Origin of the sequence: Sphingobium sp. AP50, assembly GCF_900109095.1 — a bacterium.
Lineage (GTDB): Bacteria > Pseudomonadota > Alphaproteobacteria > Sphingomonadales > Sphingomonadaceae > Sphingobium.
The window spans coordinates 792,444-810,030 of the sequence record NZ_FNYZ01000001.1; the positions used below are offsets into that span (position 1 = coordinate 792,444).

The 17,587-nt window shown below is 64.6% G+C and carries 17 protein-coding genes and 1 riboswitch; of the genes, 16 read left to right on the forward strand and 1 reads right to left on the reverse strand.

Annotation, left to right across the window (positions count from 1 at the left end):
* The 12 genes from murD to BMY84_RS04010 all read left to right on the forward strand — a co-directional run bounded on the left by murD (position 1) and on the right by BMY84_RS04010 (position 13,584).
* Positions 1-1,335: a UDP-N-acetylmuramoyl-L-alanine--D-glutamate ligase gene (murD, locus tag BMY84_RS03955; RefSeq protein WP_093080777.1), complete on the forward strand. Its 1,335-nt coding sequence runs from the start codon at positions 1-3 to the stop codon at positions 1,333-1,335.
* Between the two features lie 45 nt (positions 1,336-1,380).
* Complete coding sequence (ftsW, locus tag BMY84_RS03960) at positions 1,381-2,583, forward strand: putative lipid II flippase FtsW (RefSeq protein ID WP_093080779.1); 1,203 nt, start codon at positions 1,381-1,383, stop codon at positions 2,581-2,583.
* Positions 2,580-3,761 (forward strand): undecaprenyldiphospho-muramoylpentapeptide beta-N-acetylglucosaminyltransferase, encoded by a 1,182-nt coding sequence (gene murG / locus BMY84_RS03965; RefSeq protein WP_093080782.1) that lies wholly within the window; start codon positions 2,580-2,582, stop codon positions 3,759-3,761. Before ftsW ends, murG begins: the two co-directional genes overlap by 4 nt.
* Positions 3,758-5,182 carry a UDP-N-acetylmuramate--L-alanine ligase gene (gene murC, locus BMY84_RS03970; protein WP_093080784.1) on the forward strand — a complete coding sequence of 475 codons (1,425 nt, stop codon included), beginning with the start codon at positions 3,758-3,760 and terminating at the stop codon, positions 5,180-5,182. Before murG ends, murC begins: the two co-directional genes overlap by 4 nt.
* The gene (locus BMY84_RS03975) at positions 5,182-5,379 is read left to right on the forward strand and encodes a hypothetical protein (RefSeq protein ID WP_093080787.1); all 198 of its coding nucleotides are present in this window, start codon (positions 5,182-5,184) and stop codon (positions 5,377-5,379) included. The genes murC and BMY84_RS03975 overlap by 1 nt, the downstream gene beginning before the upstream one ends.
* Positions 5,379-6,308, forward strand: coding sequence for a UDP-N-acetylmuramate dehydrogenase (gene murB, locus BMY84_RS03980; RefSeq protein WP_177203886.1), 930 nt, complete (start codon positions 5,379-5,381; stop codon positions 6,306-6,308). The genes BMY84_RS03975 and murB overlap by 1 nt, the downstream gene beginning before the upstream one ends.
* The gene (locus tag BMY84_RS03985; RefSeq protein WP_093080792.1) at positions 6,305-6,799 is read left to right on the forward strand and encodes a DUF4262 domain-containing protein; all 495 of its coding nucleotides are present in this window, start codon (positions 6,305-6,307) and stop codon (positions 6,797-6,799) included. Before murB ends, BMY84_RS03985 begins: the two co-directional genes overlap by 4 nt.
* The gene (locus BMY84_RS03990; protein ID WP_093080796.1) at positions 6,799-7,749 is read left to right on the forward strand and encodes a D-alanine--D-alanine ligase; all 951 of its coding nucleotides are present in this window, start codon (positions 6,799-6,801) and stop codon (positions 7,747-7,749) included. Before BMY84_RS03985 ends, BMY84_RS03990 begins: the two co-directional genes overlap by 1 nt.
* Positions 7,742-8,710, forward strand: a complete 969-nt coding sequence (locus BMY84_RS03995; protein ID WP_093080798.1) for a cell division protein FtsQ/DivIB — start codon at positions 7,742-7,744, stop codon at positions 8,708-8,710. Before BMY84_RS03990 ends, BMY84_RS03995 begins: the two co-directional genes overlap by 8 nt.
* 6 nt (positions 8,711-8,716) lie before the next feature.
* Positions 8,717-10,000, forward strand: coding sequence for a cell division protein FtsA (gene ftsA / locus BMY84_RS04000; protein WP_093080800.1), 1,284 nt, complete (start codon positions 8,717-8,719; stop codon positions 9,998-10,000).
* Between the two features lie 106 nt (positions 10,001-10,106).
* Complete coding sequence (gene ftsZ / locus BMY84_RS04005) at positions 10,107-11,552, forward strand: cell division protein FtsZ (RefSeq protein WP_093080802.1); 1,446 nt, start codon at positions 10,107-10,109, stop codon at positions 11,550-11,552.
* 124 nt (positions 11,553-11,676) lie between these two features.
* A complete protein-coding gene (locus BMY84_RS04010; RefSeq protein WP_093080805.1) occupies positions 11,677-13,584 on the forward strand; it encodes a tetratricopeptide repeat protein in 1,908 nt (635 codons plus the stop codon).
* Between the two features lie 164 nt (positions 13,585-13,748).
* Here BMY84_RS04010 and BMY84_RS04015 read toward each other — a convergent pair whose 3' ends face one another.
* Entirely contained in the window at positions 13,749-13,928 is a 180-nt protein-coding gene (locus BMY84_RS04015) for a hypothetical protein (protein WP_093080807.1), read from the reverse strand.
* Positions 13,929-14,066: 138 nt separating this feature from the next.
* Here BMY84_RS04015 and BMY84_RS04020 point away from each other — a divergent pair, with 138 nt between their 5' ends.
* From BMY84_RS04020 to gcvH, 4 genes are all read left to right on the forward strand, one after another.
* The gene (locus BMY84_RS04020; RefSeq protein WP_093080810.1) at positions 14,067-15,227 is read left to right on the forward strand and encodes a deoxyguanosinetriphosphate triphosphohydrolase; all 1,161 of its coding nucleotides are present in this window, start codon (positions 14,067-14,069) and stop codon (positions 15,225-15,227) included.
* A 149-nt stretch (positions 15,228-15,376) separates the two neighbouring features.
* Positions 15,377-15,670: a hypothetical protein gene (locus BMY84_RS04025; RefSeq protein WP_093080812.1), complete on the forward strand. Its 294-nt coding sequence runs from the start codon at positions 15,377-15,379 to the stop codon at positions 15,668-15,670.
* 54 nt (positions 15,671-15,724) lie between these two features.
* A riboswitch (glycine riboswitch) is annotated at positions 15,725-15,824 on the forward strand.
* A 181-nt stretch (positions 15,825-16,005) separates the two neighbouring features.
* The gene (gene gcvT / locus BMY84_RS04030) at positions 16,006-17,154 is read left to right on the forward strand and encodes a glycine cleavage system aminomethyltransferase GcvT (RefSeq protein WP_093080815.1); all 1,149 of its coding nucleotides are present in this window, start codon (positions 16,006-16,008) and stop codon (positions 17,152-17,154) included.
* A 30-nt stretch (positions 17,155-17,184) separates the two neighbouring features.
* Complete coding sequence (gcvH, locus tag BMY84_RS04035; RefSeq protein WP_093080817.1) at positions 17,185-17,556, forward strand: glycine cleavage system protein GcvH; 372 nt, start codon at positions 17,185-17,187, stop codon at positions 17,554-17,556.
* Positions 17,557-17,587 lie beyond the last annotated feature (31 nt).

Below are 17,587 nucleotides of genomic sequence, written 5' to 3' on the forward strand. Positions count from 1 at the left end.
ATGATCGTTTCGGAAGCGTTCAAGGGCAAGACCTATGCCGTGCTGGGGCTGGCGCGTTCCGGCCTCGCCACCGTCGATACGCTGGTCGCCAGCGGCGCGCGCGTCGTGGCGTGGGACAGCCGGGAAGAAGCGCGCATGCTCGTTGCGGACAAGGCGGAGCTGGGCGATCCGATGGAGATCGATCTGGCCGGTTTCGACGGCATCGTCGTCTCGCCGGGCGTGCCGCTCAATCGCCACCCTATCGCCATGCGTGCCAAGCTGGCCGGGGTGCCGATCATCGGCGATATCGAACTGTTCGCGCTCGCCCGCCCGACGCTGCCGCCGCACAAGGTCGTCGGCATCACCGGCACCAATGGCAAGTCTACCACCACCGCGCTGATCCACCATATCATTCAGCAGGCGGGCTATCCCACGGTGATGGGCGGCAATATCGGCCTGCCGATCCTCAGCCAGCCGCCGCTGGAACCCAATTTGCACGGCGTTGGCGTCTATGTGCTGGAACTGTCCAGCTATCAGATCGATCTGACCCACAGCCTCGACTGCGACGTCGCCGTGCTGCTCAACATCACGCCCGATCATCTGGATCGCTATGATGGGTTCGAAGGTTATGTCGCGTCGAAGATGCGATTGTTCGCGATGCAGTCCTTTGAGCATGTTGCTGTTGCGTCTGTTGACGATCCTCTGGTTGCACGCTTGTTCGATCCTTCTAAGGACGAGTTTCCAATTGGAGCTGGCAGTCGCACTCGCGTCGCATCAGGCGACTTCGCCGAACATTATCAACACCTTTGGCCAGCGTTGCAGGGACCGCATAACGCGCAAAATGCGATGGTTGCTGACGCTGTTGCAATGGAACTCGGCATCCATTGGGATCAGCGGCAGAGCGCCCTCGCCAGCTACGCCTCGCTCCCGCATCGCATGCAGGCCGTCCGCACACTTAACGGCGTCCTCTACGTCAACGATAGCAAGGCGACCAACGCCGCCTCCACCGCCCCGGCGCTGGCCGCATGGCCAGCGATCGATGGCAAGCCCCGTATCCACTGGATTTTGGGCGGCGTCGCCAAATCGGACAATCTGGACGAATGCGTCCCTCATTATGCGAACATCGCCCACGCCTACACCATCGGCGAAGCGGGGCATATGTTCGCCGACCTGCTGCGCCCCCATATGGCGGTGGACGACAGCGAAATGCTAAGCGCCGCCGTCCGGCGTGCCGCGCGGATCGCCCAGCCGGGCGATGTCGTGCTGCTGTCGCCGGCCTGCGCCAGTTTCGATCAGTTCCGGGATTTCGAGGCGCGCGGCGATGCCTTCGCCGCGGCCGTGAACGCATTGGAATGACATCATGGTCAGCGGGGGCAGGGCATGAGCAGGGAAGGGACGAGAATGTTCAGGGCTGGTGAACTGGTGAAGGGCTTCCGCACCCGCACCGTCCCGCGTGAGCGCACGGCGCTCGCCATCTGGTTCTGGGAAATCGATCGCGTCCTCCTGTCGCTGATCGTCGCGCTGATGGCGATCGGTCTGGTGGCCGTCGCGGCCGCATCGCCCGTCGCGGCGATCGACCGGTCGACGGCGTCGGTCGCGGTCAACCCGCTGATCTATTTCTGGCGCCAGCTGATGTGGGTCTTCATCGGCCTGCCGATCATGCTGGTCATCTCCATGCTGCCCCGGCCACAGGCCCGGCGGCTGGCGATTTTCCTGTGCGCCTTCTTCTTCCTGATGCTGCTGTTCGTGCCGATCCTGGGCAGCACGGTGAACGGCGCGAAGCGCTGGATCGACCTGCCTGGCTTCCGCTTCCAGCCCTCGGAATTTCTGAAGCCCGCTTATGTGGTGACGCTGGCCTGGCTGCTGTCGCTGCGCGCCAAGGACCAGAATCTGCCCGTCATGCCGCTGACCGGGGCGATGACGTTGCTGATCGCGGCGATCCTGATGCGTCAGCCGGACTTTGGCCAGACGGTCATCTTCCTCGCCTGCTGGGGCTGCCTGTTGCTGTTGTCGGGCCTTGAAATGCGCTGGATCGCGATGCTGGGCGGCATGGGCCTTGCGGGTCTGGTCGGCGTCTACATGTTCTATGAAAATGGCCGTCAGCGCATCAACGACTTCCTTGGCATCGGTGTGCAGATGGACACCGGCCCGGACCAGACCGACCTTGCCTTCCGCACCATCACCCATGGCGGCTTTACCGGCGTGGGGCCGGGCGGCGGCCAGAACAAGTTCCGCCTGCCCGAAGCGCATACCGACTATATCTTCTCGGTGATCGGCGAAGAGTTCGGCCTGCTCGCCTGCATCGCCATCGCCTGCGTCTATCTCGCCATCGTGGTGCGCGTGCTGCTGCGCCTGCTGGATGAGGAGGATAATTTCACCATCCTCGCCGCCGCCGGCCTCACCACGCAATTCGGATTGCAGGCGATCATCAATATGGGCGTCAATGCGCAGATATTTCCGTCAAAGGGCATGACGCTGCCCTTTATCAGCTACGGTGGCTCCTCTATGCTGGCGCTTTGTATCGGCGTCGGCCTGCTGCTCGCATTCACGCGGCGCAACCCCTTCATGGGTCGGCACACGGTCGTCAAATGGAGTGGTCGATGAGCATTTCCCGTCACTTCGTCCTCGCCGCCGGCGGGACGGGGGGTCATATGATTCCAGCCCATGCGGTGGCGGAGGAACTGATGGCGCGCGGCCATCATGTCGCCCTCGTCACCGATGAGCGGGGCGCGAAGATCCCCGGCATCTTCGATCACGCACCGGACAATCGGGCGCAGGTCCATGTCATGCCCGCCGGCCGCATGACTAAGAACCCGGCTAGCTGGCCCGGCGCGCTGAAGGCGATCCTGGCAGGTCGCGCCATGGCCCGCCGCCTCAACGAAACCTTCCGGCCGACCGCCGTGGTCGGTTTCGGTGGCTATCCGGCCATGCCCGCTTTGCTGGGTGCGCTGGCCGATGGCATCCCGACCGCCATCCATGAACAAAATGCCGTGCTGGGCCGGGTCAACCGCCTGCTGTCCGGCCGGGTCGACGCCATCGCCACCGCCTATCCCGACGTTCAGCGTCTCAAGAGCAGCTATGCGGGCAAGGTGCACCTGATCGGCAATCCGGTGCGCGAGGAAGTGAAGCAGTTGCGCGAGGAGGAATTCCCTGCGCTGACCGACGAAAGCGTCTTCCGCGTGCTCGTGATCGGCGGCAGCCAGGGTGCCTCCATCCTGTCCAGCGTCGTGCCCGAAGGCCTGTCGATGCTGCCCATTGCGCTGCGCCGCCGCCTGCAAGTCACGCAGCAATGCCGCGCCGAAGATATCGAACGGGTACGCAAAGTCTATGCGGAGATGGAAATCCCCGCCGACCTCGCCACCTATTTCAATGATGTGCCCGAAAAGCTGGGCTGGTCGCATCTGGTGATCGCGCGGGCAGGGGCCTCCACGCTGGCGGAACTCACCTGCGCTGGCCGACCGGCGATCCTCATCCCGCTGCCCAGCGCGATGGACGATCACCAGACCGCCAATGCCAGGGAAATGACCGAAGCCGGCGGCGCCCGCACCATCCCGCAGGCCCGCTTCACCGCGGTCGAACTGGCCAAGCAGATGCAGAAGATGGCGCTGGAACCCGGCGCGCTGCAAAATGCCGCCAGGCGCGCCCGCAACTGCGGCCGCCCCAACGCCGCGCGCGACATGGCCGATCTGCTGGAAAGCATCGGCACCGCGCCCATCGTCAATGATCCGGTCACGGTCGGCCCGACCCCGACCACGCTTAATCTCCAGGGAGTTCCCGCATGAAGGGTGTCGGCACAGACATCGGCACGATCCATTTCATCGGCATCGGCGGCATCGGCATGTCCGGTATCGCCGAAGTGATGCATAATCTGGGTTACAGCGTGCAGGGGTCCGACGTGGCCGAAGGCTATGTCGTGGAAGGGCTGCGCGCCAAGGGGATCAAGGTGATGATCGGCCACAAGGCCGAAAATCTGGGCGATGCCGCCGTCGTCGTCACCTCCACCGCGATCAAGCGCGGCAATCCCGAAGTCGAACTGGCGCTGGAAAATCGCGTCCCCGTCATCCGCCGCGCCGAAATGCTGGCGGAACTGATGCGCCTCAAATCCACCGTCGCGGTCGCGGGCACCCATGGCAAGACCACGACGACGTCGATGGTCGCCGCGCTGCTGGATGCGGGCGGCGTGGACCCGACCGTCATCAATGGCGGCATCATCAACAGCTATGGCTCCAACGCGCGCCTGGGCAATAGCGACTGGATGGTCGTGGAGGCCGACGAGAGCGACGGCAGCTTCCTGCGTTTGGACGGCACGATCGCGGTCGTGACCAATATCGATCCGGAGCATCTGGACCATTATGGCAGCTTCGACCGGGTGAAGGATGCCTTTGTCGAGTTCGTCGGCAACGTGCCTTTCTACGGCGCGGCAATGCTCTGCCTCGATCACCCCGAAGTGCAGGCGATCCTGCCGCGCGTGCAGGATCGCCGCATCGTCACCTACGGCTTCTCGGCGCAGGCCGATATCCGTGGCGAAAATGTCCAGCCCGTTCCCGGCGGCAACCGCTTCGACATCCAGATCCGCGAACGCGACGGGTCGATCCGCCGCATCGAGGGGATCGAAATGCCGATGCCCGGCCGCCACAATGTGCTGAACGCCATGGCCGCCATTGGCGTCGCGCTCCAGATGGGCATTGACGATGCGACCATCCAGACCGGCTTCGCCAAGTTCGGCGGGGTCAAGCGCCGCTTCACCAAGGTCGGCGAGATCGACGTCGATGGTGGCACCGCTACCGTGATCGACGATTATGGCCACCACCCGGTCGAGATCAAGGCGGTGCTCGCCGCCGCGCGCGAAGGGGCGAAGGGCCGCGTCGTCGCCGTGGTGCAGCCGCACCGCTTCACGCGCCTGCGCGACCTGATGGATGAATTCCAGCAGGCGTTCAACGACGCCGATGTCGTCTATGCCGCCCCGGTCTACACCGCGGGCGAACAGCCGATAGAGGGCGTGGACAGCGCCGCGCTGGTCGCCGGGCTCAAGCGGCGCGGCCATCGCCATGCCTCGACCGTCATCGATGCGGACGATCTGGCAAAAGCGATCGCGGCCAACATTCAGCCTGACGACATGATCATTTGCCTGGGCGCAGGCGACATCACCAAATGGGCGGCGGGCCTTGCCACGGCCGTCGCACAGGCGAAGGAAACTGCCTGATGTTCGAACTGTTCAGCGTCGGCCTGGAAATGCAGAAGCGCATGATCGACGCCCAGATGCAGGGCGTGGAGGTCGCGCGCGACATGGTGGAGGCCGCGCAGAAGCAGGTCCGGACCAACCTTGCCGCCCATGATGCCGGGCAGGCGGGGATGAAGGCGGTGAAAAGCTGGATGAACCTGTGGGGTATTCGCGCTTGATGGCTTCCGCCCTCCCGCCCGTTCGCGGCTTGCTCAAGGCCGATGCGCCGCTGGCTCCGCTCGTCTGGTTCAAGGCGGGCGGCACGGCGCAATGGCTGTTCGAGCCGAAGGATGCCGACGATCTGTCCGACTTCATGGCCATGCTCGATCCGGCGATGCCGGTGATGGCGCTGGGCCTCGGCTCCAACCTCATCGTGCGCGATGGCGGTGTGCCGGGCGTGGTCGTGCGCCTTGGCAAGCCCTTCGCGAAGGTGGAGGCGCTGGACGCCACGACCCTGCGTTGCGGCGGCGGCGCATCGGGCATCCTCGTCTCCTCGACGGCGCGGGACGCCGGGATTTCGGGCCTTGAATTTCTGCGTTCCATTCCCGGCACGGTCGGCGGTTTCGTGCGCATGAACGGCGGCGCCTATGGCCGGGAGACGGCGGATATCCTTGTCGAATGCGATCTGGTGCTGCGCTCGGGCGAGCAGGTGACATTGCTCAACAGCGACCTGCATTACAGCTACCGCCATTCCAACCTGACCGACGGCGCGGTCGTGGTCAGCGCGACCTTCCGGGGTCACCCCGGCGAACCTGCCGCGATTCAGGCGGAAATGGACCGCATCGCCACCGCGCGTGAGGAAAGCCAGCCGCTGCGCAGCAAGACCGGCGGCTCCACCTTCAAGAATCCGGACGGGCACAAGGCCTGGGCGCTGGTGGACGAAGCGGGTTGCCGCGGCCTCCAACTGGGCGGCGCGCAGGTGAGCGAGAAGCACACCAATTTCCTGCTCAACACCGGCGACGCCACCAGCAGCGACATCGAAGCGCTGGGCGAAGAAGTCCGCCGCCGCGTGAAGGAAAAGAGCGGCGTCGAACTGGAATGGGAAATCCAGCGGGTTGGCCTGTCTGCCGACGACGCAAACACGGATGCTGTGGGTTTGGCGAAATGACCGAGATCATCGCCCGTGATGATTTTGAGCGCGGCATCATCGAGAATGTGCGCGAACATGGCTGTCAGGTGAACATGGTGTTCGATCCGGACGGTGAACAGCCGAACTTCGCCTATTCGATCGGCTTTAAAGAGACGGTGGGTCAACCGGAGGTGATTACCTTTGGCTTATCCAACGAAGTGATGAAATTTATGATCAATCAGACGCTTCGCGAATGTAGGAAAGGTCTTGTTCTAACCGATGGCGCCGTCATCGAAGGCCTTCTTGAAGGCCACAAGTGCATCGCGCGGATCGTCCATCCCAGCCAGATTCTTGAAGAATATGTAAATTCTGCACTGTGGTACCACAAGGCGCGAACTGGCGAGCGGTTGACCGATCTTGTCCAGATCGTGTGGCCGGGGGCCGTGGATGGGCTGTTCCCTTGGGATGACGGCTGCGATGCCGGTGTAATAGCTTTGCAGCCCGCACTATATGAAGAGAGGTTGAGTTAATGACCCGTGGCCCCTGGCATGTCGCCGTCCTGATGGGTGGCTGGTCGGCGGAGCGGCCGGTGTCGCTGTCTTCGGGCGAGGGCGTGGCCAAGGCGCTGGAATCGCGCGGCCACACCGTCACGCGGATCGACATGGACCGCAATGTCGCGGCGCGCCTTGCCGAAACGAAGGCCGACGTGATCTTCAACGCGCTTCATGGCGTTCCCGGCGAAGATGGCACGGTGCAGGGCATGATGGACCTGATGGGCCTCACCTACACCCATAGCGGCCTCGCCACATCGGTCATCGCGATCGACAAGCAACTGACCAAGCAGGCGCTGCTGCCCCACGGCATCCCCATGCCCGGCGGCCATATCGTGGAGAGCGAGAGCCTCTTCACCGCCGATCCGCTGCCGCGCCCCTATGTGCTGAAGCCCGTCAATGAAGGCAGCTCGGTCGGCGTCGCCATTGTCACGGCGGAGGGCAATTATGGCAATCCCATCGCCCGCGACAGCGTGGGCCCCTGGCAGGATTTCCCGCAACTTCTGGCCGAACCCTATATTCGCGGCCGCGAACTGACGACTGCCGTGCTGGGCGACGAGGCTTTGCTCGTCACTGAATTGCGGCCCAAGAGCGGCTTCTATGATTTCGACGCCAAATATACCGATGGCATGACCGAACATGTCTGCCCGGCGGAAATCCCCGCCGAGATCAGCGAAGCTTGCAAGGCGATCGCGCTGCGCGCCCACCAGTTGTTGGGCTGCAAGGGCGCGTCGCGCTCCGACTTCCGCTGGGATGATGAGCAGGGGATCGAGGGGCTTTACCTGCTGGAGGTCAACACCCAGCCAGGCATGACGCCGCTCAGCCTTGTCCCCGAACAGGCGGCGAAGCTGGGCATTGACTATGCCACGCTGGTAGAGACTATTGTCGAGGAGGCGCTGAACCGCGCCGGGGGACAGAAGGATGGCTGAAGCACGCATCCGGCGCGGCGGCACCGCACGGCTGAGCAGCGCAAAGGGCAGGGCGACGAAAGGCGGTCGCGGCCGCGCGCTCAAGCGCCGCAGCTGGGTCGATCAGCTGTTCGAAATGCTGCCCGTCAGCGAAGCCACGCTGCAACGCATGGCCAGTTGGGCGATCGTCGCCATCTTCGGCGGTATCGCCATCGGCATCGCCATCTATCTCGGCGTCCCCGACATGGCCCGCCAGCAGGCGGCCGAGCTTGCCGCCCGTGCAGGCTTCGAAGTCGAGAAGGTCGAAGTGCGCGGTGTCGAGCGGATGGACGAACTGTCCGTCTATAATATCGCGCTGGGGCAGGTGGATCGCTCCATGCTCGCGCTCGACCTGCCGAAGGTGCGGGGCGAAATGCTGAAACTCGGCTGGGTCAAGGATGCGCGCATCTCCCGCCGCCTGCCCGACACGCTGGTCGTGGACATTGTCGAGCGCGATCCGGTCGCCGTGTGGCAGCATGGAGGCCAGTTGCACCTGATCGACGTGCAGGGCGTGGTGCTCCAGTCGGTATCCGCCAGCGCCATGCCGGACCTGCCTCTGGTGGTCGGCCCCAATGCCAATCTCCAGACGGCGGGCCTCAACAAGCTGATGGAAAACGCCCCGGCCCTGAAGCCGATGCTGGCCGGCGCGACCTGGGTCGGGAACCGTCGCTGGGACTTGCGCTTTCAGTCGGGAGAAACGCTCTCTTTGCCGGAGGGTGACAAGGATTCAGCCTCTGCGCTGGTGAATTTCGCGCGCATGGATGGCGTCAACCGGCTGCTGGGCCGGGGGATCGTCAAGTTCGACATGCGCGATCCTGATCGTTTCGTCCTGCGCCTGCCACAGGGGCAGGTGGAAGAAAAGCCGACCGATGCGGCGGCAAGCGGAACGGCGGGCGGCGCGACGGACAGCGCCAAGGCACCGGCTCAGGGCGAGGAAGGCTAAGACAGCATGGCGCAGCCCAAGGTCGAAAAGCTCATTACCGCGATCGACATTGGCTCCTGGAAAGTGTCGGCGCTGATCGCAGGTCGCACCGACACCGGCGAACTCGCGATCCTGGGCACGGGTCAGCGGGAAAGCCGGGGCGTGCGCCGCGGCTTCATTGCCGACATGGAGCGGACCGAACTCGCCGTGCGCGAAACGGTGGAACAGGCTGAACGGGTTGCGGGCACCAATATCGAGGATGTCTGGGTCAGCTTCTCGGGCGGATCGCTGGTCAGCGATGTCGTCACGGTCGAACGCGACATGGGCGGCTATCGCGTGGAACAGGCGGATATCGACGATCTGCTGACCACCGGCCAGCAGGGCATCGACCCGGATGGCCGCATCGTCCTGCATGCGCAGCCCACCTGCTTCACCATCAATGGCAAGGTGCCGGTCAAGAAGCCGATCGGCATGCATGCCGACCTGCTGGGCGTCGACATTCATGTCGTGCTGGCGGATGGCGCGCCGCTCGCCAATCTCGACCTGTGCGTGCGTGGCGCCTATCTGAACGTCAATTCGATCGTCGCCGCGCCGATCGCGACCGGCCTTGCCTGCCTGTCGGAGGAGGAGCGCGATCTGGGCGTGGCACTGGTGGAAATCGGCGCGGGCGTCACCAATGTCTCGCTCTATGCCGGCGGCATGCTGGTCGGCCTGCACTCCATCCCGTTCGGCGCGTCGGACATAACCGACGATATCGCCTCGGCCTTCGGCATCCGCCGCAGCCAGGCGGAGCGGATCAAATGCTTCTATGGCTCGGCGATGCAGAATCCTCGCGATTTTCGCGAGATGATCGAGATTGCGCCGCCCCATGGCGAAGTGGCGGTGCCGGGGCAGGCCGCCGGACCGAACGCCGAAGGGGGCAAGATCACTCGCGCCGCGCTCGTCGGCGTCATCTGCGAACGGCTCAATCAGATCATGAGCGAAGTGAATGCGGCGCTCGCCGGCATGGGCTTCAACTCCACCGGGCGTCAGGTCGTGCTGACCGGCGGCGGCGCGGAAATGAAGGGCATTGCCGATTATGCACAGGGCGCGCTGGGCCGCGCCGTGCGGATCGGACGGCCAAGGGGCTTGTCCGCCATGCCCGAAGCGCATAGTGGGCCAGCCTTCGCGACATTGGCGGGATTGGCGCTTTATGGCGCTTCTAACCCGGTTGATCTCCGCACGATGGCGCCCGCGCCGCAGACGGTGCACCGTATCGGTGCGCCCATGTGGTGGCAGCGAATGATGCGCGCGATGAAGACCAACTATTGAATGAATTTGTACGAAGACGAAATTAGGTGGTGAATCCCCTATTTTCTGGTGTTAACGATTGATGACGGTGTCGCTTCCTGACGAGGAAGCTGAGGGAGCAGAATATATGAGCATTGAAATCAGCCCGCCCCATGTGGACGAACTGAAGCCGCGTATCGCGGTCATCGGTGTCGGTGGCGCAGGCGGCAATGCCATCGCGAACATGATCGCCGCCTCGGTAGAGGGCGTGGATTTCATCGTGGCGAACACGGACGCGCAGGCGCTCAACAGCTCGCCGGCCGAACGCCGCATCCAGCTTGGCCCGCAAATCACCGAAGGTCTGGGCGCGGGTTCGCGCCCCGAAATCGGCAAGGCGGCAGCGGAAGAAACCATCGCCTCGGTCGAGGAGGCGCTGAACGGCGCGCATATGTGCTTCATCACCGCCGGCATGGGCGGCGGCACCGGCACCGGCGCTGCCCCCGTCATTGCCAAGGCTGCGCGTGATCGCGGCATCCTGACCGTCGGCGTCGTGACCAAGCCTTTCACCTTCGAAGGCAATCGCCGCATGAAGTCGGCCGAAACGGGCATCGAAGAGCTGCAGAAGCATGTCGACACCCTGATCGTCATCCCGAACCAGAATCTGTTCCTGATCGCCAATCCGAACACGACCTTCAAGGAAGCGTTCCAGATGGCGGACGAGGTTCTGCAACAGGGCGTGCGGTCGATCACCGACCTCATGATCATGCCCGGCCTCATCAACCTCGACTTTGCCGACGTCCGTTCGGTGATGGGCGAAATGGGCAAGGCGATGATGGGCACCGGCGAAGCGGAGGGCGACGGCCGCGCGCTTCAGGCCGCTGAAAAGGCGATCGCCAACCCGCTGCTCGACGGTGTGTCGATGCGCGGCGCAAAGGGCGTGATCGTCTCGATCGTCGGTGGCGACGATATGCGCCTGATGGAAGTGGACGAAGCCGCCAACCATATCCGCGAACTGGTCGATCCGGACGCGAACATCATCTGGGGTTCGGCCTTCAACGATGGTCTCAATGGCAAGATCCGTGTGTCGGTGGTCGCTACCGGCATCGAGGCCGAAGCCGGTGGCAACGCCGCGCCGCTGACCCAGCCGTTCAGCTTCGCCAGCCGCCCGGCGGTCGCCGTGCCGCAGACGCCCGCCAGACCCGCCGTCGCCGTAACGCCGCAGCCCGCGCCGGTCGCGGCACCGGCTCCCGCGCCCAAGCCCGCCCCGGCCCCTCAGCCCGAAGCGCTGGAACTCAACGTGCCCGAAGCGCCCGCCCCGGTGCAGCCGACCGCCGCGCCTGCGCCGTCCCGTCCTGCCGCCGTCTTCTCGGACGAAGGGCCGGATCAGGACGAACTGGTTCTGGGTGCGGACAGTGCCGAACCGACCGCGCCTGCCCCAGCGCCTGCTGCGCCTGCACCGCGCGTCGCCACCGGCGGCACGCTGTTCGAACGCATGGCTGGCCTGACCCGTGGCAGCGAAAAGGCGCCGGGCGCCGACGATGCGGCACCGGGCGTGGACATCCCCCGCTTCCTCAACCGCCAGAACAACCAGTGATCGTCCGGCGCGTCATCGCGCCGTGACCTTTGCGAAAGCGCGCCGTCCGTCCTCTGGGGCGATCCGGCGCGCTTTTTTGTTGCGCTAATTTCCCATTCACCCTGTCATCGGCTAAGGCCCCGACGTGAAAAACGCTTCCTCCTGGTTCATCGGCGGCCTGCTTCTGGCGGGAACCGCATCGGCACCTAACGCTCTTGCCCAGTCCGATCAGGCGGCGCTGGTCCGCCCGCCAGATGCCGCTGACCTCAACGCCCATCTGGCCCGGCTGGCGTCCAACCCGCGCGATGTCGACGCGCTGATCGGGGCAGGGGAGGCCGCGCTGGCGCTGGACGATGCACGCGCTGCCGCCGGCTTCTTCGCCCGCGCTGATGCGATCGCCAGCGGCAATGGCCGGATCAAGGCGGGTCTGGCCCGCGTCATGCTCAAGACCCAGAACCCGACCGAGGCGGTGCGCCTGTTCGATCAGGCCGGGCGGCTGGGCTATCCCGACACGACCATCCTGTCCGACCGGGGCTTGGCGAAGGATATGACCGGCGATCAGGCAGGGGCGCAGCGCGACTATTATGCCGCGCTCCAGCGCACGCCCAATGATGAGGAACTGGTCCGCCGCTATGCCGCCTCGCTCGGCATTTCGGGTCAGGTCGAGGCGGCGGAAAAGATATTGGACCCGCTGCTCTACAAAAGCGACCGGGCCGCCTGGCGCTATCGCGCTTTCATCTTGGCGATGAACAACCGGCAGGCGGACGCGAAGAAGGTCGCCGATCAGACCATGCCGGCGCAACTGGCCACGGCCATCATCCCCTATATGCAGAAAATGCCCTACCTCACCGCCGCGCAGAAAGCCGCAGCGGTGCATTTCGGCCATTTTCCGCAGCAGACCGGCACGACCATCGCCACCATCATCCCGACGCCCCCGGCGCCGGGCGTGACGATCACCAAGGCACCGGTGGCGGTCGCGGCCGTAACGCCGACGCCCAAGCCGAAGCCCGTCAGTCGCGCCGAACAGCGCCGCCAGCAGCGCGAGGCCGCCCGTCTCGCCCGTGCCGAAGCCGCGCGCGCACGCACCGCCGCCCGCCAGCCAACCGCTGTGGCGTCGCAAACGGCAACCGTGCCGCAACCGCAGGCCGCGCAGCCGACCCAGCCGCAACCCGTTCCCCCTGCGCCGACCCAACTCGCGCAGGTCCAATCGTTGCCGCCCGAACCCAGGCCGCAATCGCCGCAGGTCCAGCCGCTGCCGTCCACCTCTTCGTCGGCCTCCTCCAGCCAGACGCCGCCCGTCCGTCAGGCGACCGCGCCATCCTCTGGCAGCGTGCAGGGGCCACCTTCGCCCGGCTTCGACTCGATCGATCGTCCCGCCCAGCCAACGCCACCGGCGACTTCGACCGGCACGCAGCTGAACGCGATCACGCTGGCCCAGGCCTCGACCCCGTCGACCCAGCCCGCGCCATCGACGGCCTCCGAACCGGCGCCCCCGCCGCCGCCCGCACCCGCGACGACGCCCCAGCCCGATCCGGAGGCGACCCGCACGCTGGCGCAGATCATCCACGCCATCGACGTGCCCGATACGGAGCGTCAGGCGAGCGTGGCCGCCGTCGATCTGGACGAGGTCGCCGCGATTCAGGCGCAGCGCCGCCTCGAACGGCAACAGAGCGCCCGCGCCGCCGCCGACAAGGCGAAGAAGGACGCTGCCGCCAAGGCCAAGGCAGAGGCTGACGCCAAGGCAAAGGCCGAGGCAGAAGAAAAGAAGCGCCTTGCCGCCAACCCATCGCGCAACTGGCTTCAGGTCGGCGTCGGCCAGAGCAAGTCCGCGCTGGGCTTCACCATGAAGGGCCTGCGCAAGAAATACACGATCCTGTCGCGTCAGGACGGCTGGAGCGCCAGCTGGGGCCGCACCAACCGCCTGCTCGTCGGCCCCTTCGCCAGCTTCACCCGCGCCAAGGAACTGGAAACCAACCTGAAGAAGGAAGGCGCCGACGTCTTCGCCTGGAAGAGCGACGCCGGCGAAGTCGTGGAGCAACTGGCCGGGCAGTGATGCAGCGCTGTGCCCCCTCCCGCAGGCGGGAGGGGGTTAGGGGGTGGGCTTACGCGACCTCGCAAATGCCCACCCCGCTGCGACTAAATTCGCTACGCTCATTAAGTCTCGCTACCCCTCCCGCCGGCGGGAGGGGAGTATTTGAATTCGACAAATGCCGCCCTTCAAGACTTTCTTGCGGCTTCCTGAATGCTGATTTCCAAGGGGGCTGTACTATCGACAAACAGCCGTGCGCCGTCCTCGAATTCTATAAGGATTTCCTTTTCGCGGAACCGGGCAATCCGCTTAACTGCCTTGCCCAGCAACATATTTGTTGCCCGTTCGCTTTCTTCGTCCAATGTCATGAAGCTTATGTCGCATGAGGATGATGGGGTTGCCATTGTAATCTGCCGGGAAGCCGCCGCCCGCATCTCCACCCAAATAATGCAATCGCGCCGCACGGGCCGTTCAAACGCACGCGAATATGCTCTAGGAGCCGTCGCATGACGACGCTCGCTTCCTATGCCTGCCATCCTTCCGCCAGCCGTGGCCGCCTCCATGCCGAGGCGGGGGGCGAGATGCGCGGGCCGCGCGATGTGTTCCAGCGCGACCGGGATCGCATCATCCACTCGATCGCCTTCCGTCGCCTGCGCCACAAGACGCAGGTTTTCGTCTCGCCCGACGGCGATCATTTCCGCGTCCGCCTGACCCACAGTCTGGAGGTCGCGCAGATCGGCCGCACCACCGCGCGCACGCTGGGCCTCAACGAAGACCTGACCGAAGCGCTCTGTCTTGCGCACGATATCGGCCATCCGCCCTTCGGCCATGCGGGGGAGGATGCGCTGGAAAGCGCGCTGGAGGCGCATGGCGGCTTCGATCATAACGCCCATACGCTGCGCACGCTGATGTTGCTGGAAAGTCCCTATCCGCGGTTCCGGGGCCTCAACCTCAGCTGGGAAATGCTGGAGGGGCTGGCCAAGCATAATGGCCCGATCGACCATCCCGGCTGGGCGATGCGCGAACTGGACGCGCTGTTCCCGCTGGACCTGACCAGCCATGCCTCGCTGGAGGCGCAACTGGCCGCGATTTCCGACGATATCGCCTATGACAATCACGATATTGACGATGGCCTGCGTGCGGGTCTGCTGACGCTCGACCAGTTGCTGGAGGTGCCGCTGGTGCGCACCTGCTGGGACCGGGTGCGCGCCCGCTATCCCGATGTGCCGCAGGATCGGCTGCTGCGCGAACTGGTGCGCGAACAGATTGGCGTCATGGCCAATGACCTGATCGAGGCGACAAGCCGCAATATCGCGGAATCGCGCGTCGAAACGGTGGACGATGTCCGCGCGCTCGGCCGCACCCTCGTCGCTTTCTCGCCCGAACTGGAACAGCAGGAGCGCGACCTCAAGCGCTTCATGTATGCGACCCTCTATCATCATCCCGAACAGCTTGCGGCGGCCGACCGGGCGCGCATCATCGTCACCGATCTGTTCCGCGCCTATCAGGCCGACCCGCATCTGATGCCGCCCGAATGGCGCGACGATTGCGCGCTGGAAGAACCGACCCGCAGCCGCCACATCGCCGACTTCATCGCTGGCATGACGGACCGCTATGCCGAAAAGCGCCATGCGGAAATTTGCGGGCTTGTGGCGCTGAACCCCTAAATTACTCCGTCATTGCGAGCGAAGCGAAGCAATCCAAGTAGCGCGACATGGATTGCTTCGCTGCGCTCGCAATGACGGAGCAGCACCAGAAACGATCCGTTCCCACCCCGCTTCTTGTCGCGCCTCGCGCGCCGCGATAGCCATTTCCTATGACCTTGCATCCCCAGATCGCGGCCTTCGCCGCCCAGCTTGACGATCTTGCCCGCCTGCTGAAGGCGCAGGACAACCGCCTCTGGGCGGACCGGATCGCGCTTATCCATTGCACCGTTGCGGACTCCAATTTTGCTGGCGTCGAACGCTTTCTGGCGCTGTTCGAAGGGGAGGGCGGCTTCGCATCCGTTCACCTCGACAATGCAGAAGCGGACAGCGAACTGGCCGCCTGCCGCACGGCGGCGCTCGCCATGGCCCGGCGTCTGGCAAAAGAAGAACAGCCAAGCGATTGACGCGCCCCGTCCTTTGACGCAATGCACAAAGTGTCTCCGGCGGATTCGTTCGTCGGGCACGATGCGGGAGAGCATGGGAAGCCTTGAAGGCCACCCCATCACCGAAGGAGCAACCGCCCCGGAATCTCTCAGGTTAAAGGACCGCATCGCGCGCAAGGCACTCTGGAAAGCGGACGGGCATTTGCGCCGTCCCACCGAAGGGGTAAGCCATGTGGCCGCACGGCCGCTGGTCAAAGCTCTCAGGTTCCGTGACAGAGGGGGTAGCAGATGTAACAGGTCCGACTCCGGGCCTGCTTATGCTGTTGCTACTACCTCCTGCACGGAAAGGCCGCATCATGTCCGGCAATGAAGACGCCACCCATTTCGAAGATTTGCCGCTCGAAGCTTTGCCGCTCGACGCCTGGCACCGTGCGAAGGGCGCGCGCATGGTCGGCTTTGCCGGCTATCATATGCCGATCCAGTATGAAGGCATCATGGCCGAACATAGCTGGACCCGCGAACATGCCGGCCTGTTCGATGTCAGCCATATGGGCCAGCTCACCTTCAGCGGTGAAGGCGTGGACGAAGCGCTCGAACATATCCTGCCCAGCGATATCAAGGGGCTGAAGCCCTTCCGTCAGCGCTATTCGATGCTGCTGAACGACGAAGGCGGCATCCTGGACGACCTGATGGTCTCGCGCCTTGGTGGTGAGGCCTTTGACGGCGCGGCCATCTACATGGTCGTCAACGGCGCGACCAAATATGACGATATCGGCTGGATGATCGACTATCTGCCCGACGAAGTCGTGATGAACCATATGGCCGATCAGGCGCTGCTGGCGTTGCAAGGCCCCGAAGCGGGCGAAGCGCTGGCAACCCTCATCCCCGAAACCGCCGATCTTCTCTTCATGCAGTCCGGCCCGTTCGTCTGGCGCGGCATTTCGCTGTGGATCAGCCGTTCGGGCTATACCGGCGAGGATGGCTTTGAAATCAGCATCCCCGCCGATGACGTCACCCTGTTCGCCGATGCGCTGTGCGACCTGCCGCAGGTCAAGCCGATCGGCCTTGGCGCGCGCGATTCGCTGCGTCTGGAGGCTGGCCTGCCGCTCTATGGCCATGACCTGTCGCCCGCCGTCAGCACGATCGGCGCGGACCTGGGCTTTGCCATCCAGAAGCGTCGGCGCGAAGAAGGTGGCTTCATCGGTCACGCCCGCGTCATGAAGGAACTGGCCGATGGCCCCGGCGCCAAGCGCGTGGGCCTGAAGATCGAAGGCCGTCTGCCCGCCCGCGAAGGCGCGAAGATCTTCTCCGGAGCGGTCGAAGTGGGCGAAGTCACGTCCGGCGGCTTCGCGCCGTCCGTCGGCGCGCCGATCGCCATGGGCTGGGTCAGCCTGCCCGACAGCGCGGAAGGGACCGCGCTGGAAATCGAAGTGCGTGGCAAGCGCATCGCCGCGGTGGTTGCGCCGATGCCGTTCGTTCCGCATCGTTATCGCCGCAAGGCCTGATTCTTCATTCTTTCGAAGGGGTAGTAAAAAATGAGCCGTTATTTCACCGACGAACATGAGTGGATCGACGTAGAGGGCGAAATCGCCACCGTCGGCATCACCGATTATGCGCAGGAACAGCTTGGCGACATCGTGTTCGTCGAACTGCCCGCTGAAGGCACGACCTTCGAAAAGGGCGACGACGCCGCCGTCGTGGAATCGGTCAAGGCCGCTTCGGACGTGTACGCGCCGATCTCGGGCGAAGTCGTCGAAAGCAACGGCGCGCTGGAAGACGAACCGGCGCTGGTCAACAGCGATGCCGAGGAAGATGGCTGGTTCTTCAAGCTGCGCATCGCCGACACCAGCGAGCTGGACGGCCTGATGACCGAAGCCGCCTACAAGAAGTTCGTGGCGAGCCTTTAAGCAACCCGGAATAGCCCCTCCCCTTCAGAGG